General features: G+C 43.2%; 18 protein-coding genes and 1 tRNA gene. 5 read left to right on the top strand and 14 right to left on the bottom strand.

The features are described from left to right. Window position 1: 1 nt before the first annotated feature. Genes NITUZ_RS02075 through NITUZ_RS02065 form a run of 3 tightly spaced genes read right to left on the bottom strand, consistent with a single transcriptional unit; the run spans window position 2 to window position 1,548 of the window. Window positions 2–631, bottom strand: coding sequence for a trimeric intracellular cation channel family protein (locus NITUZ_RS02075; protein WP_275040817.1), 630 nt, complete (start codon window positions 629–631; stop codon window positions 2–4). A gap of 58 nt (window positions 632–689) precedes the next feature. After that, complete coding sequence (rpl12p, locus tag NITUZ_RS02070; protein ID WP_048194696.1) at window positions 690–992, bottom strand: 50S ribosomal protein P1; 303 nt, start codon at window positions 990–992, stop codon at window positions 690–692. Window positions 993–1,035: 43 nt separating this feature from the next. Continuing rightward, a complete protein-coding gene (locus tag NITUZ_RS02065) occupies window positions 1,036–1,548 on the bottom strand; it encodes a hypothetical protein (RefSeq protein ID WP_048194694.1) in 513 nt (170 codons plus the stop codon). A 94-nt stretch (window positions 1,549–1,642) separates the two neighbouring features. Here NITUZ_RS02065 and alaS point away from each other — a divergent pair, with 94 nt between their 5' ends. The 3 genes from alaS to NITUZ_RS02050 all read left to right on the top strand — a co-directional run bounded on the left by alaS (window position 1,643) and on the right by NITUZ_RS02050 (window position 8,269). Next, window positions 1,643–4,348, top strand: coding sequence for an alanine--tRNA ligase (gene alaS / locus NITUZ_RS02060; protein ID WP_048194692.1), 2,706 nt, complete (start codon window positions 1,643–1,645; stop codon window positions 4,346–4,348). Further along, the gene (leuS, locus tag NITUZ_RS02055; RefSeq protein ID WP_048194690.1) at window positions 4,345–7,191 is read left to right on the top strand and encodes a leucine--tRNA ligase; all 2,847 of its coding nucleotides are present in this window, start codon (window positions 4,345–4,347) and stop codon (window positions 7,189–7,191) included. Before alaS ends, leuS begins: the two co-directional genes overlap by 4 nt. Before the next feature lie 67 nt (window positions 7,192–7,258). Beyond that, window positions 7,259–8,269 (top strand): NAD(P)/FAD-dependent oxidoreductase, encoded by a 1,011-nt coding sequence (locus NITUZ_RS02050; RefSeq protein ID WP_048194688.1) that lies wholly within the window; start codon window positions 7,259–7,261, stop codon window positions 8,267–8,269. Here NITUZ_RS02050 and NITUZ_RS02045 read toward each other — a convergent pair. Further along, window positions 8,266–8,970: a YkgJ family cysteine cluster protein gene (locus NITUZ_RS02045; RefSeq protein WP_048194686.1), complete on the bottom strand. Its 705-nt coding sequence runs from the start codon at window positions 8,968–8,970 to the stop codon at window positions 8,266–8,268. The genes NITUZ_RS02050 and NITUZ_RS02045 overlap by 4 nt on opposite strands. Before the next feature lie 38 nt (window positions 8,971–9,008). Here NITUZ_RS02045 and NITUZ_RS02040 point away from each other — a divergent pair, with 38 nt between their 5' ends. After that, window positions 9,009–9,326: a hypothetical protein gene (locus NITUZ_RS02040; RefSeq protein WP_048194684.1), complete on the top strand. Its 318-nt coding sequence runs from the start codon at window positions 9,009–9,011 to the stop codon at window positions 9,324–9,326. Between the two features lie 44 nt (window positions 9,327–9,370). Next, window positions 9,371–9,475, top strand: a tRNA-Gln gene (locus NITUZ_RS09965). Window positions 9,476–9,482: 7 nt separating this feature from the next. On the opposite strand, the gene NITUZ_RS02035 is transcribed toward NITUZ_RS09965, so the two are convergent. The 10 genes from NITUZ_RS02035 to NITUZ_RS01990 all read right to left on the bottom strand — a co-directional run bounded on the left by NITUZ_RS02035 (window position 9,483) and on the right by NITUZ_RS01990 (window position 21,839). Then, window positions 9,483–10,082, bottom strand: coding sequence for a 30S ribosomal protein S7 (locus tag NITUZ_RS02035; RefSeq protein ID WP_048194946.1), 600 nt, complete (start codon window positions 10,080–10,082; stop codon window positions 9,483–9,485). A 4-nt stretch (window positions 10,083–10,086) separates the two neighbouring features. Further along, window positions 10,087–10,524, bottom strand: coding sequence for a 30S ribosomal protein S12 (locus NITUZ_RS02030; RefSeq protein ID WP_048194682.1), 438 nt, complete (start codon window positions 10,522–10,524; stop codon window positions 10,087–10,089). A gap of 4 nt (window positions 10,525–10,528) precedes the next feature. Then, complete coding sequence (locus NITUZ_RS02025; RefSeq protein ID WP_048194679.1) at window positions 10,529–10,987, bottom strand: NusA-like transcription termination signal-binding factor; 459 nt, start codon at window positions 10,985–10,987, stop codon at window positions 10,529–10,531. A 62-nt stretch (window positions 10,988–11,049) separates the two neighbouring features. Further along, the gene (locus NITUZ_RS02020; RefSeq protein ID WP_048194677.1) at window positions 11,050–11,358 is read right to left on the bottom strand and encodes a ribosomal L7Ae/L30e/S12e/Gadd45 family protein; all 309 of its coding nucleotides are present in this window, start codon (window positions 11,356–11,358) and stop codon (window positions 11,050–11,052) included. 96 nt (window positions 11,359–11,454) lie between these two features. Then, entirely contained in the window at window positions 11,455–12,642 is a 1,188-nt protein-coding gene (locus NITUZ_RS10250; protein ID WP_048194675.1) for a Kazal-type serine protease inhibitor family protein, read from the bottom strand. Between the two features lie 38 nt (window positions 12,643–12,680). Further along, window positions 12,681–13,859 (bottom strand): hypothetical protein, encoded by a 1,179-nt coding sequence (locus NITUZ_RS02010; RefSeq protein ID WP_244443786.1) that lies wholly within the window; start codon window positions 13,857–13,859, stop codon window positions 12,681–12,683. 57 nt (window positions 13,860–13,916) lie between these two features. Further along, a complete protein-coding gene (locus NITUZ_RS02005; protein WP_052370033.1) occupies window positions 13,917–14,399 on the bottom strand; it encodes an MgtC/SapB family protein in 483 nt (160 codons plus the stop codon). 53 nt (window positions 14,400–14,452) lie between these two features. Continuing rightward, window positions 14,453–18,241 carry a DNA-directed RNA polymerase subunit A' gene (locus NITUZ_RS02000; protein ID WP_048194671.1) on the bottom strand — a complete coding sequence of 1,263 codons (3,789 nt, stop codon included), beginning with the start codon at window positions 18,239–18,241 and terminating at the stop codon, window positions 14,453–14,455. Then, complete coding sequence (locus NITUZ_RS01995) at window positions 18,241–21,588, bottom strand: DNA-directed RNA polymerase subunit B (RefSeq protein ID WP_048194668.1); 3,348 nt, start codon at window positions 21,586–21,588, stop codon at window positions 18,241–18,243. Before NITUZ_RS01995 ends, NITUZ_RS02000 begins: the two co-directional genes overlap by 1 nt. After that, entirely contained in the window at window positions 21,588–21,839 is a 252-nt protein-coding gene (locus tag NITUZ_RS01990) for a DNA-directed RNA polymerase subunit H (protein ID WP_048194940.1), read from the bottom strand. Before NITUZ_RS01990 ends, NITUZ_RS01995 begins: the two co-directional genes overlap by 1 nt. Window positions 21,840–22,012 lie beyond the last annotated feature (173 nt).

Here is a 22,012-nt window from a genome sequence, read left to right as displayed (position 1 = left end):
TTTATCGCTCTCTTGCCCTTGGCAAGTTCCAGTTGTATTTCATTGCAACTAGCCTGAGTATCGTGGTTACCAAAATGCCAGCAATAGATGCGGCGTAGAGCGGCGCCTGCAGTACAAGTAAAAAGTAAAAGAACACTATCCCGACAAAGCTTGCTGTAACATATAGCTCCTTTACGAACACTATTGGAACCTCGTTTACAAATACATCTCGCAGTATTCCGCCTCCTACTGCCGTGAGTATTCCTGCAAACGCAATTGCAAGAAAGTTCAATCCGAAGATGTTGTATGCAAATGTGGCCCCAGTTATTGAGAACACACCAATTCCTATGGCATCAAACTTTAGGAAAACATTCCAGTGTTTGTGCAGATGAGGATACAAAAAGAAAAGTGTCACGCCAGATGCCATACAGATACCAACATACGACGGATCGGTAATAGAGTTGGGAGGAAGTCTGCCAATTATCACATCACGTATTGTTCCGCCTGCAACTCCAGTAATTATTGAAAGTATGATGATTCCGACTATGTCAGATTTGTGCTCTATTGCCTTGAATGCCCCGGTCACGGCAAAAGCCATTGTTCCGAACAGATCTATGGCATGGATGAGGAATGCAAATGTGGTATCAGACAATAGAATGTCCAGTACAACAAACTAGATAAAATTAAAGGTGAAAAATTTGTAGAAAGACTTAGCCGAATAGAGAAGCAAGACCTTCCATGGCCTGTTCTTCAGATTTACCTGGTGCTTCTTCCTTCTTGGCCTCTGCCGCCGGTGCTGCTGCAGCTGCTGCCGCTGCCGGTGCTGCTGCCACTGCGACTGGTGCTGCCTTGATTGCCTCTTCGATATTTACATCTGCGAGGGCTGAAACGAGCGCCTTGACTTGGGCCTCATTTACTGTAGCTCCGGTAGCCTTTATGATGTTACTAATGTTAGCTTCGTTAACTTCCATCTTTAGTTTGTGCAAAATTAATGCAGCGTAAACGTATTCCATCGTATTGTGGCTGTTCTTTGAGGATAATATAAAACTATGCGGATCAGTTAAGAATCTTCAAGCTTCTGCATACAGAATAGAGATTCTGTTTTAGATTTTTGTCATAGAGTGTGTCCATTCTTTGCTTGACAACACGCTTTGCCTGATCCCGCTCTGGGCCATCAGGTAAAGAAAGCACATTATTTAGCAGTTCTGGAATGGATTCCCTTATCCAACCGTCAAGGACATAGTATGCCTTCTCCGAGATTGGAATCACCTTGTTTTCATCAACGTCAAGAACTTCGTTGAATGTTTCATGTTCCGTTCGATATATGAATGCCAGAATGCAGTTTTCCGGAGTCGGGTTTTGTAGAATTTCGACAGATCTAGGTCCGGCCTTTCCTTGCGCTATTTTGTTTTTCAGTCCTACCGCGTTAACTACAAGTCCGCTTACGCCGATTTTTTTCCCATTCACTCCAGTTGCCATTCCAAAAACAATGTTGTTGAATTGGCCATCAGGCTTTGATGCAAAGACATAGTCTCCCTCTTTGATTCCCTTGGGCTTGCGGCCAAACATACGAAGAGCTTGCAACAAGGATTGTATTTAATTTATGGCAATCCGGTCGGCGCAATCGACATTCCTTAATATCGGTCAGGTTGACACTCAGAAGATGAATAAGGAAGAGATTCTTGCCAAGTTTTCATCCGAACCGGACAGGTATTACAAGGTCAAGCTGTTCGAAGAGCAGGGGTTTATCCGCAAATCATGCTCTGTGTGCAAGCGGTTTTTCTGGACCTTGGATGGCAGGAATCAATGCCCGGAGCATTCTGATGACACTTATTCGTTTATTGGAAACCCTCCAACCTCAAAGCGTTTTGACTATACTGATGCATGGAGGCAGGTAGAATCGTTTTTTGTAAAGAACGGTCATACGTCAATTAGCAGATATCCAGTAGTGTGCAGATGGAGAGACGATCTTTACTTTACAATCGCATCCATTGTTGATTTTCAAAGGGTGATGGGCTCAAAGGTCGTATTTGAGTTTCCTGCAAATCCGCTCATAGTTCCCCAAACGTGTCTGAGATTCAAGGATATTGAAAATGTCGGGGTCACAGGAAGGCATTTTTCCAGTTTTTGCATGATTGGCCAACACAGCATACCAAATGGCAGTGGATACTGGAAGGACGAATGTGTAGACCTTGATTTCAGACTCCTAACAGACGCATTTGGAATAAACAAAAGCGAGATAGTCTTTGTTGAAGATGTGTGGGCCGGAGGCGGTTCCTTTGGTTCATCGCTTGAATACTATGTAAGAGGCCTTGAGCTTGGAAATGCCGTGTTCACCGAATTTCAAGGTGAGCTTGGAAACCACACTACGCTTGATCAGAGAATCATAGACATGGGCGCAGGTCTTGAAAGATTTGCATGGATAACGATGGGCACACCAACGGCGTATGACTGTTGCTTTGGACCCATAACAGAGAAACTACTGCAAAAGTCTGGAATCGATTTTGACTCCGTGATGCTCACCAGGTATTTTACAGAAATTGCAAAGGGGCTTGAAAAGTATCCGGATCTTTCTCACGTAAGAAGGTCGGCCATAAAAGAATCCGGACTGACTGATGATAAGATGACCAGGATAATCACACCGCTTGAGGGAATTTACATGATTGCAGATCACCTAAGGACGTTGATTTTTGCCATATCCGATGGAGCACTTCCAAGCAACGTGGGAGGCGGGTATAACCTCAGAATAATACTCCGCAGAATAATGGCCACCATAGACAGACTCGGATTGCGAGTTGACCTTGACGAGCTAATCGATAGCCACATAGACTATCTGAAAAAGACATACCCGGAGCTTGAGCAGTATAGATCAGAGGTAAAAACCATAATAGGAATTGAAGTAGGCAGGTACCACGAATCAAAATCCAGGATGGAAAAAATTGCCCATAATTTGAAATCTCAGAAAAAGGTGTTAAACGTGGACGATATGATAAGGCTTTACGAGTCAGACGGCGTAACCCCAGACTATCTCAAAGAATATAATGTAATATCAGAAATTCCAGACAGTTTTTACACAAAACTATCTGATCTCCACCAGTCCGAAAAGAAGAAGGCTGTTGAGGAGTTTGACCTCACTGGCATTCCTGAAACTGATTTGCTGTTCTATAAAGACGATCCTGTAAAATTTGATGCCAAGGTACTCAGAGTACTGAAAAGTAAATTTGTAGTGCTTGATAGAACGTCATTTTATGCAAGGGGCGGAGGGCAAGAGCCCGATCATGGCAGGATAAACGGCCAGAGTGTAATAGATGTCACAAAACATGGCAACGTTGTATTGCATGAGATAAGCGGCATCGCCCCAAAGGAAGGCCAATTAGTATCATGTGAAATAGACATCGATAGGCGCTCCGGCATTACAAAGCATCACACCAGCACCCATGTAATCAACTCATCTGCAAGAAACGTACTTGGCTCTTGGGTGTGGCAACACTCTGCGTTCAAGGAAAAAGACTATGGGAGACTGGACATAACTCATCACTCCAGCCTAACAGATGAGGAAATAAGAAAGATAGAAAGCTTTGCAAATACCGTAATTCAAAAAAATCTGCCAGTCACCATCCAAGAATATGAAAGGGGACAGGCAGAGCAAACGTTTGGATTTAGGATTTACCAGGGAGGGGTTGTACCCGTAAAATCAGTTAGAATAGTTAGAATTGAAGATTTTGACGTAGAGGCATGCGGCGGAACACATGTCAGGAGGACCGGCGAGTTAGGCCTTATCAAGATTACCAAGTCTGAGAGGATCCAAGATGGAGTCATACGACTGGAATTTGTTTCAGGTAGATCGGCAATAGAGTTTGTACAAAAACAGGAAGAAGACATCATCTCAATAATAAAATCGCTTGGCTCCAACAGAGAGAAGATTATCAAGTCATTTGAACATGCGATGAGCGATTCAGAATCGGCCAAGAAGAAGCTAAAGCAGTTAATAAAGAGAACAAGCTCCACGGTTGCACGCCAAGCAATAGAATCCGCAAAGAGATTCGGCCCAATCAAATTCTATAGTACAATAGATGAGGAGTTGGATGAGGAATTTCACATCGCAGTTGGCGAGGATGCAATAAGACAGGAGCCTACTTTACTGTACTGTGCACTTGTTGTAAGAGGATCTGGAATTCGAATCATAGTATTTGCTGGAGAGCAGGCACAGTTTAAGGCAGGTGATTTAGTAAAAGAAATATCATCAAAGCTTGGCGGATCAGGGGGCGGTGACGCTAGATTTGGTCAGGGTGGCGGAAAGGACACAGCAAGGCTTGCAGAGGCAATATCACATGCAGAGTTGCTAATCAAAAAGACAGTGAACGTATGATTCCATGGAATGAAATAGAAAGGAAATGGCGCAACATATGGACATCTCAGAAAGAGTTTGAGATAGAGCCAGATCATAGACCGAAAAAATTTGTCACTGTGGCATACCCGTATCCAAACTCTCCCCAACACATAGGGCATGGTAGGACCTACACGCTAGCTGATGTACATGCACGTTTTTTGCGTATGCAGGGATTCAACACATTGTTTCCGATGGGTTTCCATTATACAGGCACGCCCATACTTGGTATGGCAAAACGCGTTCAAGAAGGAGACAGAGAACTAATCGAAAATTTTGAAAAGATATATCACGTTCCGCAGAGTACGATAAAGGAGTTTGTAGAGCCTGTCAAGATAGCAGACTATTTTCATGAAGAAATCAAGCAGGGAATGATAGAGATGGGATACTCGATAGACTGGAGGCGAGAGTTCACCACCATAGATCCCGTCTACAAGAAATTCATAGAATGGCAGTTCAGAAAACTCAAATCGCTTAACTATATCGTGCAGGGCTCTCACCCGGTGGGCTGGTGTCCAAAGGATCAGAACCCGGTATCACAGCATGATACACAGGGGGACGTGGAACCAGACTTTACCGAGTACATTCTAGTAAAATTTCATCTGGATGGAATGATAATACCAACAGCTACGCTAAGGCCGGAGACAATTTTTGGAGTAACGAATCTTTGGATAAATCCGCAGATAACATACCAAAAGGTGAAAGTAGATGATGAGATTTGGCTTGTTAGTCCAGAATGTGCAAGGAAAATGGAATTTTTGAACAAGACAGTATCATTGATCCAAGAAGTTCCAGGTTCCGAGTTTGTAGGCAAGCATGTTACCATAATGGATAAGAATATACCAATTTTTCCAGCAAGTTTTGTCGAATCTCAGACAGGTACTGGAATCGTTATGTCTGTTCCTGCACATGCGCCGTTTGACTATCAAGCACTTGTAGATTATCAAAAAAAGGATCCCACCATAAGTATTACACCCATTTCAATTATCAGGACGGATGAATTTGGCGAGATTCCGGCAAAAGAGATTGTCGAAAGGCTTGGGATCAAAGATCAGGATGACACAAGGCTCGATGAGGCTACAAATGAATTGTACTCAAAGGAGTTCTATTCTGGTGTTCTCAGAGAGAATACAGGGAGATTCGCAGGACTCAAAGTCTCAGATGCCAAAGAAGAAATAAAGGCATGGCTTGCAGAATCCAAAAATTCTGATGTGCTTCTGGAGCTCAATAACGGGCCTGTGAGGTGCAGATGCGGGGCAGAGTGTGTTGTAAAGCTGCTCAACAACCAGTGGTTTCTCAATTACCTTGACCAATCATGGAAGGACAAGGCAAACCTGTGTTTTGAGAGGATGAGTATACTTCCAAACGAGATCAGAACGGAATTCAACTATGTGGTGGGCTGGCTTCGGCAAAGAGCATGTGCAAGACAGCACGGTCTTGGAACCAACCTCCCCTGGGACCAAGGATGGATTGTAGAAAGTCTTTCCGACTCGGTAATTTACATGGCATATTACATTTTGGCCAAATATGTCAATGCCGGAGAATTGTCAGCTGATAACCTGACAGACGAATTCTTTGAGTTTGTGTTTTTTGAAAAAGGAAATGCGTCTGAGATATCTGCAAGGTGTAAAATACAACAGAAAACCCTCAGTAGGATTCGCTATGATTTTGCTTACTTTTATCCAGTAGATGCAAGACATTCTGGCCGTGATCTTGTCCCAAACCATCTAACATTTTTTGTGCTAAATCATGTTGCTATATTCCCAGAAAATCTGTGGCCAAAGCAGATAGTAGTAAATGGTTCGGTGCTAATGGACGGAAAAAAAATGTCAAAGTCCATGGGAAACATAATTCCACTACGTAAGGCAATCAGTGATTATGGTGCGGATCCCATTCGACTTGCCATAATAATATCAGCTGAGCTTCTGCAAGATGCAGATTTTAACTTGGAATCAGTCAATACCATAAAGAGCAAGCTTGAGACGATTTACGATGATTGTGTAAAGTACAAGTCCGGAACCTCTCCCTCCATGCAATCAGAGGATAAATGGATTTTAGGTAAGCTGGACAGCCTGATCACACAAACTACAGGCGCTATTGAAAAGATGAGATTACGAGAAGCCCTTCATCACATCCTGTTCAGTTTTGAATCAGACTTACAGTGGTACCTAAAAAGAACCGAAGCGAAGGGAAGAACTGACATCTCAGGAATACTGCACAAGATTCTCAGTGTGCGAGTGGCAATGCTATCTCCGTTTGCACCTCATATTGCAGAGGAAATGTGGGAAAGGCTTGGGAATCCAGGTTTGGCATCAAGATCAGAATGGCCAAGGGCCACCAACGAAGCTGACAAGATTGCAATGCAATCAGAGGAGCTTCTCCAGTCAACCATAGATGACATCAAGAATGTTCTCAAGGTAACTAAAATATCACCGCAGAAAATTATCCTGTACACTGCAGATTCGTGGAAGAGTAAGGCGTTCCAAAAGATAGCAAGGTCTGTGATCTCCGGCCAGACAAACATAGGGGCCATCATAAAAGATCTCATAGCAGATCCGGAAACCGAAAATATCAAAAAAGATCCAGATTTTGTCAAAAAGTCGGTAAATTCCATCTTGGCTGAATCAACTGAAATGAGGAAGATTAGGGCAAACACAGAACCCATAGACGAAGGCAGAATCCTTGCTTCCGAGCTCTCAGGGCTTGTAAAAAAAGAGTTTGCAGTAGACATACAGGTGTTTGCAGAGTCTGATCCTTCCAAGTTTGATCCTAAAAACAAGGCTAGGATGGCAAGACCGTTCAAACCGGCCTTGTACATAGAATAGATGATGTTACCTCTAGCCGGCTTTGGCGCATATTCTATTTATTAGACTAGAAGAGACTTTTACTCAAATGAAAATAGCCGTAGTAGGAGTTGGTGTAGCTGGCGGATACCTTCTATCCAGACTCAAAAAAGACCATGATGTAGTAGGGTTCGAGCGCATGACAGAGGAAAACCACGACTCTATTTGTGCATGGGGCACATCTGCTAACGAGATGCGAGGTCTGTGCGCAAAATCTGGAATAAACTTTGATGATTTCATCATACATCATGGAAAGGATATGCACATTGATATGAACAACAACGAAAGATTTGATATCAAGTTAAAAGGTCTTGTCACGTTTGACAAAATCGGCCTGATAAAGAAAATGGCAGAGGGAGTCAAGATACATTACGGCGTGGTTCCAAAGCTTGAAGAATTAGAAAAAGAGTTTGACCTAATTGTAGATTGTACAGGATTCCATAGAAGCTACTTGCCAAAAATCAAAAAAGATTTTTTCCTTCCAACTTACCAGTACAAAATCCAGTATGACGGTAAGGTTCCAATTGACGATTTTTTTGTCAAACCATTTTCCGGTATGACTGGATATTTCTGGTATTTCCCTCTAAACGAGAATATGGCTCACATAGGGGCAGGAGACTATAAGAAAAACCACATAGTTGAAACTGACAAATTCTTTGAGAAATATGGTGGCAAAGTCACCAAGACAGTTGGGCGCCCCATCAGGCTTGCAACGCCTAACATGTGCGAGCCATTCTATCACGGTAAGGTAGTAGGTGTAGGCGAGTCCATAGGGACTGTGTATCCTCTGCTCGGCGAGGGGATCATACCCAGTATGATCTGTGCGGATATTTTTGTAAGGAATATGCACGATCTACCAAAATACAGAGAGGAAGTTCTGCAATATTTTGCAATTTATGGTAAGGTTTTGAATTTTATTCGCGCAAAGATGAATGGAAACTTTTCTGCTATACGAAGTATTGTTGATTTAATTTCCATATTCAGGTACATGAAAAAGAACGAGCAGAGATTCGGCATGGAAATACACATGCGTGACCTGATGAAAGTGGCAAAGGCTTAGACAAAGCTAGAACATCCAAAGCCTTCTCTTTGAGTTCTTGTATATTTCATGTTGTAATCATATATTGTGACTGCATACTCCTTTAGAATTTCTTTCATAGGATCAAGCGATTCTGAAAGATAGAATCCTGGGCAGTCCCCAGTGAACTGGAATGTAGAGTGAACCCTTGCCATACCCCTATCATTTTCAAGCCATGTTGAGAATGGATATAAATAACATACGCCGGGCCTGGCAGGATGCAGCTTGCATGCGCCAGCATCATCAAGAAACCTGCATCTTACGTGTGTGCCGTCGTCCGCTTCAGTTTCATCCTGTTTTCTTTTCAGGTTTACGGATGTCATTACGATCTGACCACCTGAAGGACTGGATTCAATCCAGCTTGCCACCAATGTTTCATTCTTTATAAAATCTGACGCCTTTTGGTATTTCAGGCCACGTCCTATTGTAATCAAGTCATCAGAGGTAAGTGGGAGTCGGCCTTGTCTTTCACAGCAGTTGTGGCAATCTGGCCAGAAGCATTTCCAAAGTATAAATTTTTTTTCATCATTCAGAAACGGGACGTGAAATATGACATCGCCCACTTTGATTGGATGATCGGACACGTCTGTTCTTTTTGCAAGCATAAAGTCCTTTAGAACAGGATCAACTTGCCATTTTTTTTCTAAGAGTTGTAACGATTCTTCAATTTCTTTTTGAAACAACTATGCAGTTATAACTAATTTGTTAATGCTATTTAACGTTGAGTGAGAAAGGCAAGTACGCGTCCGGTACCGAAAACCGAAGATTTGTCTGGAAGGAGATTGTCTGGCCGCTCATATTAGAGCTTGACAGTGTAGCATTTACACTCGAGCAGTATCAAAAAAAGCGTGATGCTGTGTGTGCCGAATTTGATGTATCACTTACTGTAGCATCAAGAGGAATCGCATCATTACTGCAGAAAAACATACTGTACAAGGAAAAACATCTGTACTCCATACATTACAGGCTCATTCCATATATGAGACTAAGAGCTGATTGTGATTATGCAACTGCGATTCGGGAAGTGCGTACGAAGTAGGCTGAAGTAATTTTATATTCCAAGGTATTTGTGCAGTTTTCAGTAGCCCGATAGTCTAGCGGCCAAATGATCTTTCAGGCTAAGGATTCGGCGCTCTGGATCTCATGAGTGGATACGCCGAGACGGCAGTTCGAATCTGCCTCGGGCTACTTTATTTTATCTGGATGCTTGTGCTATTCTTTCCAGCTCGTTCTTTTTCTTTACAGATGGGGCTGTAGGATCGTTGCTTGATGCTGCAATAAGGTGTTCGGCCAAGTATTCTTCCATGGATTTGGGGTTTGAGAACGATGATTCTTTTACGCCGTCTGCAATGAACCGTAATGCAAGGTCAACGCGTCTTAGAGGCGAGACATCGACTGACACATGGTATGCAGTACCACCATACACTATTCTTGTGGTGTCCTCGTTAGGAGAAGAGTGCTCAATTGCCCTCACTAAAACCTCCACTGGATTCTTTCCAGTCTTTAGATGAATTATCTCAAATGCGGCCTTTACTGTGTTGATTGCTCTTGTTTTCTTGCCACCCATTCTTCCGGTGTTCTTTGCATATTTTTTTCCAAAATGCATTAGTTTGTTTGCAAGTCGCTCAACTATGTTGACCTCTGTTTTGTTGAAGCGTTTGAGCGAGGATCTTCCAAATGTAAGCGGCATGATTGATTTTTTAAGTGAGATTACAGTCTTGAGCCCCGGATCGTTGATTTCAACTCCGGAAAGATCCCATTTTCTAAACAGCAAAAGATTTGGACTCTCGGTCATCTTCTCATCTCCTAGGTTTTTCTTTTCTGCCCCTGACAAGCTCGCGCAGTGAGGTACCGTTTACCTTGAAAACCTTGAATCGTACTCCAGGGATATCTCCCATTGCGCCACCCATTGATGCCCCCATTCCTTCTACGTGAACCTCGTCATGTTCATCGATGAAGTTCATTGCTCCGTCTCGCGGAAGAAATGCAGTGATCGTTCTTCCATTTTTGATAAGCTGAACTCTGACACATTTTCTGACAGCTGAGTTTGGCTGCTTTGCCTCAATTCCTACTTTTTCCAAAACAATTCCCCGTGCTTGTGGCGAACCACCCATCGGGTTTGACTTTCGGTCAAGACCTAAAGTTCTTCGCTTGTATGTTCCAATGGACCATCGCTGTCGCTTTCGTTTTGTCTTCAGAACTCTTCCTGCAAATAACCCTAATGGAGACTTTGCCATACTATCACTCGCTCACTTTATCAGGACTGTTAATTAAAACGCTTGTAATTTCAAAGTATCTTTTTGCCAGAAGACGTGCTTTTTCCGCATTCTTGCCCTCACGGCCTACAACAATTCCTTTTTTCTTTGCGTCAACTATAACTATTGCTTGCGTAGAACCATCAAGTCTTTTGTTCAGTTTGACATCCGATACAAGTTTGTTGTTGAGCATGTTTTTCAAAAACTTTACTGGATCATCAGAGTATTCTACTAGTTCTACATTTTTCTTTATGATATTTTGCAAATTTCTAATGTGTGAGCCACCCTTTCCTATAGCAAGACCCATCTTTCCCTCATTTACAACAAAAATAACCCGATTTTGTTTCTCATCCTCAACGCAATCACGTGCAGATGCTCCGGTTACGTTTTGAAAAAGCGAAATCAATCGCATTTGATCAGTTGTTAATTTGATTGTTTGAGGCATTTTCCTTAATTATTCCGACACGATTTGCGTCTCATTTAAACTTTGAGAGAAATTACAGATTTTCATTTTGTCTCTTCTTTTAGAATTGCTTTGACGTTAGAATCTGGGATTGCCGTAAGTGATGCTGCGGATACCCTGAATTGCAATCCGCAAAGTCTTCCAAGCGCTACTGACGATCCATCAAACTGCAGGGTTGATATTTTTTGTCCGTTTGCAGAATCAGTTATCTTATCAGATGATTCTTTTGAGAGCGACTTTGAAACGATTACAAGCTTTGCGTTCTTGATTGACTGTAATACTTGTTTTTCTCCCAGTATACACTTGTTCTCAGAGAGTGCGTCCTTTAGTGCTTTTTCAAGTAATTTGCCCATATTATCACAGTGTAATGACGATCCCAAAAATCTCCTTTATAGACTTATCATTGAAAAATTTGATCAATAACAAACTCAAAAAATAAAAAATGGTGTTTATTGAGCCGCTACGACCGTATAGCTTACCGTGAATGGTTCTGTCTTTTTAGTGTGCACTGCAAGTGCGTTTCCAGCAAAGTTCCATGTCCCCGAGGCTTGCGTTTCAACCAAAGTTAGAGCAAACTTGGTCTTGCCGTCAGGTGTCCATATTGGTTGTCCCTTGTCTTGTCCTTCTGCAAGAGGGCCATGTAGTACAACAAGTTGTACTGGTTCGGATGCTGCAAATGTTACAAGTCCGCTGTATGGTTTGTCGCTTGGCGGTAATATCACTGCAAGTTGGTGTGATTCGTGTCCAAGACCTGGATCTTGGATTGAGGTTGCTGTACCCGTCTTTACTGTCTCTGATCTTTGTTTTTCTACATAGCTTACCGTATAGCTTACCGTGAATGGTTCTGTCTTTTTAGTGTGCACTGCAAGTGCGTTTGCTGCAAAGTTCCATGTTCCAGCAGGATCTGCCTCAATTAGCGTCAATGCAAACTTGGTCTTGCCGTCAGGTGTCCATATTGGTTGTCCCTTGTCTTGTCCTTCTGCAAGAGGTCCAGTCAATGCTACAAGTTGTACTGGTTCTGACGCAGAATATGTCAGCATTCCTTTGTAGATTTTGTCGCTTGGCGGTAATATCACTGCAAGTTGGTGTGATTCGTGTCCAAGACCTGGATCTTGGATTGAGGTTGCTGTACCCGTAACAATTTTTGATATATGCACCTTATCTGCAGGTTTTGCAGTGCATTCTCCTTTGTATTCTACAGAGACGCCAGCTGCATTTGCCATACACATATTGCCGTATGTCTTGCCGTCAACACCGCATACAGGCATGTATTCTTTTGTGCATGCCATCGGTTTTTGTTGTGGAGTTGCTGTGCACTCGCCCTTGTATGCAACTGCTACTCCTTCAGCATTTGCCATACACATATTGCCGTATGTCTTGCCGTCAACACCGCATACAGGCATGTATTCCATGGTACACGCGACCGGCTTTTCTGGTTTTGAGAGTACCGGCTTTCTTGCCTCTGTACAAAGCTGATCACCACAGATTTTTGACGCAGTCTTTTGGCCGAACGATTTTGTAGTCGGAGTGTTTTGTGCCTTGAGTGCATCTACAGATTCTGCCATCCCAAAAGATGCAAAAAGTGCAGCTGAGAACAAAGCACCTGCTGTCAGTATAGACAGCATAGTTTTAGCCATGCGTTAATGATGTATCAATATTATAAGATTCTTATCCTCTACTGCACGCGAATTTCCCTTTCACTGTTTTGTGAGAGTGCACGCGGATCATCAAGTGATTTCCATACAAAAGTTTCAATCTTATAAGTGCCGCTTTCTTTTGGAACCCACGATTGCGAAACGTCAAAGCTTTGTCCTGCTCTGAGCTGGCCACTAATCCACGCGATTGAGATTATTGTATTGGTTGCATCACTTATTTGCATTATACAAACAAAATCTTGTTGATAATCTTCATTGTTTGTCACACGATTCACAATCTGCACCTGTTGTGACTGCATTAATTGTTCTATACGGTTTCCTGTAAAATCTGTAAAGAAGAGGTCGCCGAGTCTAATCCTTTGTGTTTGCGGAGTTATCGACCCAACCGTCGCAGTTGCAATCACGTCTTTGTGATCCGAAATGCTAAACGGGGTAGGTAGTGTTCTGTCCTTGTATATTGCCGTAATCGCATCTCCAGGAAGCGCATGTAGCCTATTACCGCTTGACTTGCCGGTTTGAGTAAGTATTACCGCAACCTCGAATATGCCAGAGTCATCTAATGTTTCAGTTGCAGAAACAGACACACCTGCAGAATCAGAGTCCGACACCACATCTACTGTAAGGGTATCAGGTGCTTCAGGATTCAAATTCATGTCAGGATCTACTACTCGAACAACGACAGTATCTGAGATAAGATAGCTTGGATTTGAGAATCGTATAGTTCCAGAATTCCAGCTTACTTTGGCAGAATTTGTTAGCACCACGCCGTCAGCAAACTCAAATGAGACCGTTAGTCCGTCATCTCTTTTTGTTTCCAACATACCGCCAGTAGGTCCAGCTCCCACAGTACGCGGGTTTGTATCCGGTCTGCCATCACCATCAACATCATGTGAGAATCCAGTAAGTATCACCTCTCCTGTGAACACTCCGCTGTTCTGACTTGTCTCAGTCAGTCGGTATGGCGAAAGCGATTTGGTCGACGTTGAAATTTTCACTGCGTGTGATGTCTCATCTCCTATTGTATCTATTGAGTATCTGTCTGCGTTCCAGCTTGGCGCCACTATTGTTATTCTAACTTTATCAGTCCAAGTATACACTTCTTTGTCAGTATAAATTGGTGCATACGGCTTGTAGTAGTCTGGAATCTGCTGTGCATATGCCCCGAAAATCATGAATGCCATCAACAATAAAACAATCAACAGTTAGTATGATTCAATGCAATTTTTGAAGTTAACTAATTACCAGCATGTATGTTCCTAGTCAGAATCCAGTGGTGGCGTGTAGTCATCTTCTGAATTTTGTGACTTGGGGACGGCTTTGGATTTTTTAATCTTGGTAATATGAGGAATGCGAGGTGTTAGAACGCACACTATTATTCCTATTATCGCAAGAAAGTAATAGCCAAATCCGATTGCCATCCCAATTGATGCCGCAAACCAGATACTTGCTGCAGTCGTAAGATTGAAGATATTTTTTATATCACCTTTTATGATCATGCCGCCACCCAGAAATCCTATTCCTCCAACCACATATGCTGCAATCCTTGTGGTCGAGGCAGGATCTACCTGCGAAGACAAAAACGTGAAGACCATCGAACCTGAAATTACAAGTGAAAATGTACTTATTCCAGCAGGTTTGCCACGGCTCTCTCGTTCTATACCTATTAGAATCCCAGCTAACATTGAAAACCCAAAGTTTATCAGAACTTTGAGTTCAGTGCCGTTGATAAACTCAAACAACTAGAGCGAGTTCGATCTGATTGTAAATAAAAATTTTACCTGTGTAAGAGAGCCTAGTGTTTGGAGACTTGCATGAACAAGTCAACTGTTCCAGAGCCAACAGGAATGTTGCTTCCAACAATTACGTTTTCAGTTACGCCCTTTAGCTCTTCAACTTCGCCAGTAAGCGCAGCCTCGGCGATTGTGGGTACCGTGATTTCAAATGCAGCTCTTGCAAGCACACTATCTTTTGTTCCTGCGATACCGTGTCTTCCTATTTGCTGCAAATATCCTCTAGAGCACATCATGTCTGCCACTAGCATGATGTATCTGGAGTCAACTTCTAGTCCCTGATCCTCCAAGGTTGTGCTCAGCTCATTGATTAGTGCATTTCGTGCAGCCTCTATTCCAAGCGTTGCAGCAATCTCAAACACGTTGTTTGTCCTCACGTTCTGCTTGTCTATACCATCAATTTCAAGAACCTTTGAAAGGTTAGAGCCTGTAGTCTGAATGACCCACTCATCATCTTTTTGTGCCACTGTGACTCTGGTTATGTCAGGAACTCCTTTTACAATTGTGTTTAGCACCTTGTTTCTGATTGCTATTACTGTGGGAGCATCAGATGCTTCAGCCAAGTTCAGCTTTATTGTGTGTCCTGCCGTTTCTAGCTTGAATTTTTTGTTTGATGCAAGTGCAGTTTCAACCTCTTCAATAGTGCAACCCCTCTGGCTCAAAGCTGCTTCACTAAGCTCGATTGTAATTTGTGTGGAATAATCCGTATCAACATTTGCGACTAGTGCGCTTACCTTTGTCTGTAACGTGTTTCGTGCAACCTCGATTGCCTTCTCTCTTGACTTTTTGTATTTTTCCTCAAGATAGATGTCCATCGTAGGCGTTACGGGTTTTTTTCTGGCATCTACCAGTTCAATAAGTCTTGGAAGACCCAGTGTTACGTTTCTTTCCCTGATTCCTGCAAAGTGGAATGTTCTAAGTGTCATCTGTGTGCCCGGCTCTCCGATTGACTGTGCGGTAACTATGCCTACTGCCTGTCCAGGCTCTGCCTTTGCCTTGTTGTAAAGATCAAGTGCTTTCTTGAGCACCTTCTCGGCTCCATCCCTACTAAGCTTTGAATTGAGTATTCCTTCTTCTACAAGCTTTGTCAATCTTGGGTTAAATGTTTTAGTGTATTTTTTGAGTAGTTCCTCTGCCTCCTCTTTTGTTGCCTTTTTGCCAGAATCAACTATTGTCTCCGATTCGATCAGCCTGTTGATGTTGAATGCCTCACCATGGTCGGACTTTGCCACGTCAATTCCGTCTTCACCGTACAGGAACTGTATTATGTGTCCATGCGGATCTCTGACTGTTCCATCATATTCCAGCTTGATGTGCTCAAGTGCGTTGACAAGTCTTCTTTGCATGTATCCAGACTGTTGTGTTCTGACTGCTGTGTCTACAAGTCCCTCCCTGCCTCCCATCGCGTGGAAGAAGAATTCGATTGCAGAAAGTCCATCTCTATAGTTTGATTTTACAAATCCGTGAGCGTCAGGATTATCATCACCTTCTTTAAAATGCGGCAGAGATCTGTTGTTGTATCCTTTGTTTATTCTGTTTCCACGCAGAGACTGTTGTCCTAGTGCTCCTGCCATCTGACCTATGTTAAGTGATGAGCCTCTTGCACCCGTGGTAGCCATTATTCTTGCAGCATTGTTCTTTTCTAGCTGCTGGTCTGCCGTGTTTCCCGCCTTGTCCCTTGCCTTTGATAGTTCGTTTACAATATATGCTTCAAGTGCTTCCTCTGCGGAAAGACCTCTTGTCAGTCTCAAAGTCCCCTTCTTTGCCTGCGATATGAGGTCATAGACCTGATTATACGTCTCTTCGATTGCCGAGTTTATTTCGCCTTTTACCTTCTCGGACAGCTCAAGGTCAGCATATCCGTAGCTAAATCCATAGTGTGTGATAAACTGTTTTGCAACAATGAGAACAGAGTTGAGGAATTTCTTTGCTGTTGCGTTGCCATAGTCTTTTGCAATTCTATGTAGCACGCTTTCCGGCTCTTCTGCGCCAATTGACGCTTTGTCTATTACTCCAGAAATCAGCTGCCCGTTTTTTATCACTACATCCTTTTGCTGTCCTTTTGTACCCTTGGACCACTTGGATGTGATTACAAAATTAAAGTCAGACGGTAAGAATAGCGAGAATAGTTGCTTGCCAGTATACATCGGTCCGTCCTTGCCTTTTGCTGCTGGCTCTGGGAATGTTCCTTCATATCCTCCAAGCATTGCATAGTTGGCAAATTCTTGCGGAGTGAGCAGTGTATCATCTTTTGTTAGCAGGTACGAGCCGGTGATAAAGTCCCTGAGTCCGCCAATGATTGGCCCTCCATATCTTGGAGAGATTAGCTGATCCTGGACTCTCATCAAAAGTATGGCCTCTGCTCTTGCCTCTTCACTTTGCGGTACGTGCAGGTTCATCTCATCGCCATCAAAATCTGCGTTGTACGGTGGGCAAACTGACGGATGTAGCCTAAAGGTCTTTCCCGGAAGCACTCTCACATAGTGCGCCATGATGGACATCTGATGCAGCGATGGCTGCCTGTTGAACATTACAATGTCTCCATCTGAGAGGTGTCTTTCCACAAGGTATCCAACTTCCAAGTTTTGCGCAATTGTTGTCCTATCCTCTACAAAGTCAAGTCTGATTTTTACCCCATCAGGTCTTACAATATAATTGACGCCTGGGAATTTCTCCGGGCCGTTGATTACAAGCTCTCTCATCCTTTCAATATTCCATTCTGTGATAATTTCCGGAATTGTGAGCTTCTTGGCTACAGCTTCTGGGACGCCCACCTCCGACAGGTCCAAGCTTGGATCTGGCGAGATAACGGTTCTGCTTGAAAAGTCCACTCTTTTGCCAGAAAGAGATCCTCTGAATCTTCCTTCCTTTCCTTTGAGTCGTTGCGTTAGTGTTTTTAGCGGTCTTCCAGAGCGGTGGTGAGCCTGCGGTATTCCTGAGACCTCGTTGTCAAAGTATGTGGTTGTATGATATTGTAATAGGTCCACCAGATCCTGAACTATGAGTGGCGGTGTTCCTGCATCCTTGCTTTCCTTTAGTCTCTGATTGACCCTTATGATATCCACCATCTTGTGCGTCAGATCATCCTCAGATCTGATTCCAGTTTCAAGTATGATTGACGGTCTCACAGTGACTGGCGGAACTGGTAGTACTTGTAAGATGAACCATTCAGGTCTTGCCGTGGTCGGATCATATCCTAGCAGTTTGAGATCCTCGTCTCGAATCTGCGTGAATCTCTCCCTTATCGTGATTGGAAGCAGTCTGTGTTCTCCTATCTCTGTCTTTTCTATGAATATGGTAGGCTTTGTAAATATCAGGTCATATTGTGGCTTTCCGCAGTGCGGACACTCTTTTGCCTTTTTTGCCTTGTCCAGTATTTCTTCAGGAATTCTCTTTTGCGATATTATGGTGTAGGCGGCCTCTTTTTTCCGGATTTGCGAGTATGAATCAAGTTCTTCTTGCGGAAGTTTGAGTCTTGAACAAGAGCGACACGTTGCCAGAAGCAGTTTGTGAATATTGTCAATGAATGCTATGTGCAGCACAGGTTCTGCAAGCTCGATGTGTCCAAAGTGGCCAGGGCACCTTGCTGCAGTGTTGCCGCATGTGAGGCATTTTTGTCCTGGCTCCAAGGTTCCAAGTCTGCCATCCATCAACCCTCCTTGCACTGCCATTCCGTCCTCATCATACGTTTCTGGTGCGGTTATCTCTGCCACCGAATACTTTCTTATTTCAGTTGGCGACCACACAGAAAACCTAATTCCGTCAATTGACTTTACTGTTTGAACCGACATTACACCTTCTCCTTTATCATCAATCTTGGGGCCACATTGAGGCTTTGCATTTCTTGCAGTAGTAGTTTAAATGCATATGCGACTGAGACGGATGAGACTTTTGCCTTGTCTCCGCACACCCTGCACAAGTATTTTCTTTGTTTAACATCATGGTACGCTACAAGTCCACATCTTTCACAGACGTATATCTCAGATTTGTCAGATTCATCAAGAAGTCTGTCTTTTAGAATCATTGACGCGCCGTACGCAATCAAACAATCTCGTTCCATTTCACCAAATCTAAGACCTCCCCCCCTTGCTCTTCCCTCAGTTGGCTGCTTTGTGAGCATTTGGACCTGGCCTCTTGCTCTTGCATGAATCTTGTCTGCAACCATGTGGTGAAGTTTTTGATAATACACTACTCCAATAAAGACATCGACTGGAAATGGCTTGCCAGTTCTTCCATCATACATTGTCTCCTTACCAGAATATTTCAGTCCGCTATTCTCAAGTGCCGATTTTATCTCATCCATTTTTTCTCCGACAAAGGCCGAGCCATCGAACTTGGCACCTCTGACAGCAGCTGCCTTACCTGAAATTGATTCCATGAACATGCCAACAGTCATACGAGATGGGAATGCGTGTGGATTGATCAGTACATCTGGGATTATTCCCTCTGCAGTGTATGGTAGATCTTCGTATCTTGCTAGAATGCCTACAACTCCCTTTTGTCCGTGTCTTGACGCAAACTTGTCGCCAATTTCAGGAATCCTCATGTCCCTTACCCTAATCTTGTACATCTTGCCACCCTCACTTGACTGAGTCATCACCACGGTATCCACGACTCCCGTCTCAGATGGCCTTACACCTATAGATGTGTCACGTCTATACGGTCCCTTTGATTCAAACTCCCTGTATTCTTCCATGAATCGCGGCGGGCTTGTCTTGCCGATCAGTATATCGCCACCAATTGCTGCGGATTCTGTTGCAATGACTCCGTCCTCTTCAAGTAGTCTGTATGCTTTTTCTCCCTTGTAGCCGCGAATGTTATCCTCGGCATTCGGAATCTCAAAGTTGTCTCTCATCCCTCCAGGATACTGCTTTGCCTCCGCCTCGTAAATTCTAAAGAAGAATGTTCTTCCAAGGCCCCTGTCTACTGCTGCCTTTGAGATAACAATTGCATCCTCGATATTGTAACCATCAAACGGCAACACTGCCACAACACAGTTCTGTCCTGCCGGCCTGTCTTCAAGTCCGAGTAGATTCATGGCTTTTGTTGTAACAATTGGTGTTTGTGGATACCACATAAAGTGCTGTCTTACATAAGTGCTAGTATTCATCATAGGAGTTGAAAATCCAAGACTTTGCTTTGCCATTGCAGACTCGTACGTATTTCTTGGAGACTGGTTGTGTTCCGGATACGGAATGATTGATGCCCCTGCACCCAATATTGCTGACGGAAATATCTCAAGATGCGTGTATTTTTTTGTGTCCTTGTCATCAAGTGTGATGTAAAAGTTCTCCTCCTCGTTTGCATCAATTAGCTCTATTACCCCCATTCTCAGAAGGTCATTCCATGACATGAGCTTCTTTGAGACCTTTTCGATTAATTCCTGAGTTACAAGTGGCTTACCGTCCTTTATTACAATTAGCGGTCTTAGGACACGTCCTGCATTGCAGTTAACATATAGTCTCTTTGTCGCGCCTTCGACATTAGGCTTGAAAAATGAAATTCCAACGTGCGGATGTATTTTGGAGCTTCGCCTAAGATCACGGAGTGATTCGACAAGCTTGTCGCCGTCCTTGTAATAACCGACGAGTCGACCATCGACAAAGATACGCGTACCATCTCGCTTTAGATCCTCTTTTGCATCAGTAAAGTGAACAGTACCAAGATCGTAGAGCTTTTCCACTATCTCCTCGGGCGAAACATTAACTGAAATAATAGCAGATAGCGCCAAATTCTTTACCAGCCCACAGTTTGATCCTTCTGGAGTTTCAGATGGGCAAATTCTTCCAAAATGTGTCGGGTGCAGATCTCTTGCCTCAAAGTTTGGCTGAGTCCTTGACAGCGGAGACTGAATTCTTCTTAGGTGAGATATTGTCGAAAGGTAATTGGTCCTATCAAGAAGTTGTGTGACGCCGACTCTTCCTCGTCCCCAATTACCAGTAGCAATTGCGTTATTGAGTTTGTCAGAGACGATGCCAGGTCTTATCGCAGCTGCAACCGCGTTGATACCTCGCTTTTGACCAGATCTTTCAAGCTGGTATTTCATGTCGCGCACAAGATTTCTAAATGCTGTCCTGAAAAGGTCTGCTAGCATCTGTCCTGCGAATTTTATTACCTTGTTACCATAATGATCCTTGTCATCAGGTGAGATCCACCCAAGTTTTAGCTCAATTAGTTTGCATGCAGCCTCTCCGAGGAACTGTGCCTTTTCTCTTCTATTTTCTTGATGTTTGCCAAGGTGTGGCAAGAGCCCCCAGTCAAGCAGTGTTTCTGCACGCTTTATTTGGAATTCTTCAAGCATTCCAGGTGCGATTCTTTTACTGATATACACAATTGCATCCTTTGTAGTTTGCACGTCAGCTGCCTTTTCAAACGATGCCTCTAGCTCATTCTGTATAGAATCAACCAAAGACACCGCTGCTGCAATCTCCCTGTCAGATTCTAGTCCGAGTGCCCTCATCAGAGTGACCACTGGGATATCAACAGGTGAACCCGGAATTCTTGCTACAATCAATCCATCATTTTTCATCACAAGTTCAAGCTTTGCCCTGTATCCCACAATCGAAGAGTACACTTTTGCCTTGAATACGTCATTGCCTCCGACCTTTTCCTTGTCTACGATAATTTTGTTGTACGAGAGATCCTCAAGTCCAACTATGACTCGTTCAGATCCATTAATTATGAAATATCCACCAGGATCGTTTGGATCCTCGCCGTGTTCGATTAGCTTTTGTGTTGAAAAGTTGTGCAGTATGCACGCATTTGATCTTACCATTACAGGTATGTCACCTATGTGTACGAATCTTGACTCTAGAATCTTGCCGTCCTCAACAACGCTTGCCTCCATCATTATAGGGGCAGAATATGAAACATTTCTGAGTCTTGCCTCTGCCGGAGTTATATGTGTGATAGAGCCGTCAAGTTCCATCATTCGCGGCTGTTGCAGCTTTACTTTGCCAAGTTGGATCTTGTACGGGTATTCGGCGTTTTCAATTTCAATTTGGGTTACTTCATCAATGATACTTTGCAAGCCGCGCTCTAAAAATTCGTCAAATGAATTGAGGTGTTGTCGTGCGATTCCTTCCCTTTTTAGAATGTCCTGTATGATTGGCCATCGTTTGTTTGAAGAGTCTGCCATTATACTTCCACCGCGTATCTGTAGTAGATGCTCTCACCTGCAGTTGGGCTCTTTCTTGTGATTTTTATCATATCACCAGGTTTTACGCCAAGTCCTATGATCGCAGGATCGTTTGAAAATATCAACGGCATTTCAGTAGGCTTGCAGTTGAATTTCTTTAGTACTTCTTCTGCCTCCTTTTTTGTCATGATCTCATGTTTTGGGACATACACGTGATCAGGTACTAGTACGTGACTCTTCTTAGTTGCCAACTTGCTCACCTTCGATAGCATTAGCTAAATATGCAAAATTACCACACAAACTGTCAAACCTCCTAAAAGACTTTATATATATTTAATCAAGATCCCATCCGAAATCAATATTTTTTGTTTTTAGTCAATGATTTTTTTCTTAAGCTTAAATAGTATTTGGTAGCACCGATAAG

Origin of the sequence: Candidatus Nitrosotenuis uzonensis, assembly GCF_000723185.1 — an archaeon.
Classification (GTDB): Archaea; Thermoproteota; Nitrososphaeria; order Nitrososphaerales; family Nitrosopumilaceae; genus Nitrosotenuis; species Nitrosotenuis uzonensis.
The sequence above is the reverse complement of the archived record's forward strand: the minus strand, read 5'-3'. Positions and strand labels throughout refer to the sequence as shown.

Excerpts from the sequence above, each read along its gene's own strand:
- rpl12p (WP_048194696.1), bottom strand. The coding sequence starts at position 992 with ATGGAATACGTTTACGCTGCATTAATTTTGCACAAACTAAAGATGGAA.
- NITUZ_RS02065 (WP_048194694.1), bottom strand. The coding sequence starts at position 1,548 with ATGTTTGGCCGCAAGCCCAAGGGAATCAAAGAGGGAGACTATGTCTTT.
- alaS (WP_048194692.1), top strand. The coding sequence starts at position 1,643 with ATGAATAAGGAAGAGATTCTTGCCAAGTTTTCATCCGAACCGGACAGG.
- leuS (WP_048194690.1), top strand. The coding sequence starts at position 4,345 with ATGATTCCATGGAATGAAATAGAAAGGAAATGGCGCAACATATGGACA.
- NITUZ_RS02050 (WP_048194688.1), top strand. The coding sequence starts at position 7,259 with ATGAAAATAGCCGTAGTAGGAGTTGGTGTAGCTGGCGGATACCTTCTA.
- NITUZ_RS02035 (WP_048194946.1), bottom strand. The coding sequence starts at position 10,082 with ATGACCGAGAGTCCAAATCTTTTGCTGTTTAGAAAATGGGATCTTTCC.
- NITUZ_RS02030 (WP_048194682.1), bottom strand. The coding sequence starts at position 10,524 with ATGGCAAAGTCTCCATTAGGGTTATTTGCAGGAAGAGTTCTGAAGACA.
- NITUZ_RS02025 (WP_048194679.1), bottom strand. The coding sequence starts at position 10,987 with ATGCCTCAAACAATCAAATTAACAACTGATCAAATGCGATTGATTTCG.
- NITUZ_RS02020 (WP_048194677.1), bottom strand. The coding sequence starts at position 11,358 with ATGGGCAAATTACTTGAAAAAGCACTAAAGGACGCACTCTCTGAGAAC.
- NITUZ_RS10250 (WP_048194675.1), bottom strand. The coding sequence starts at position 12,642 with ATGGCTAAAACTATGCTGTCTATACTGACAGCAGGTGCTTTGTTCTCA.
- NITUZ_RS02000 (WP_048194671.1), bottom strand. The coding sequence starts at position 18,241 with ATGTCGGTTCAAACAGTAAAGTCAATTGACGGAATTAGGTTTTCTGTG.
- NITUZ_RS01995 (WP_048194668.1), bottom strand. The coding sequence starts at position 21,588 with ATGGCAGACTCTTCAAACAAACGATGGCCAATCATACAGGACATTCTA.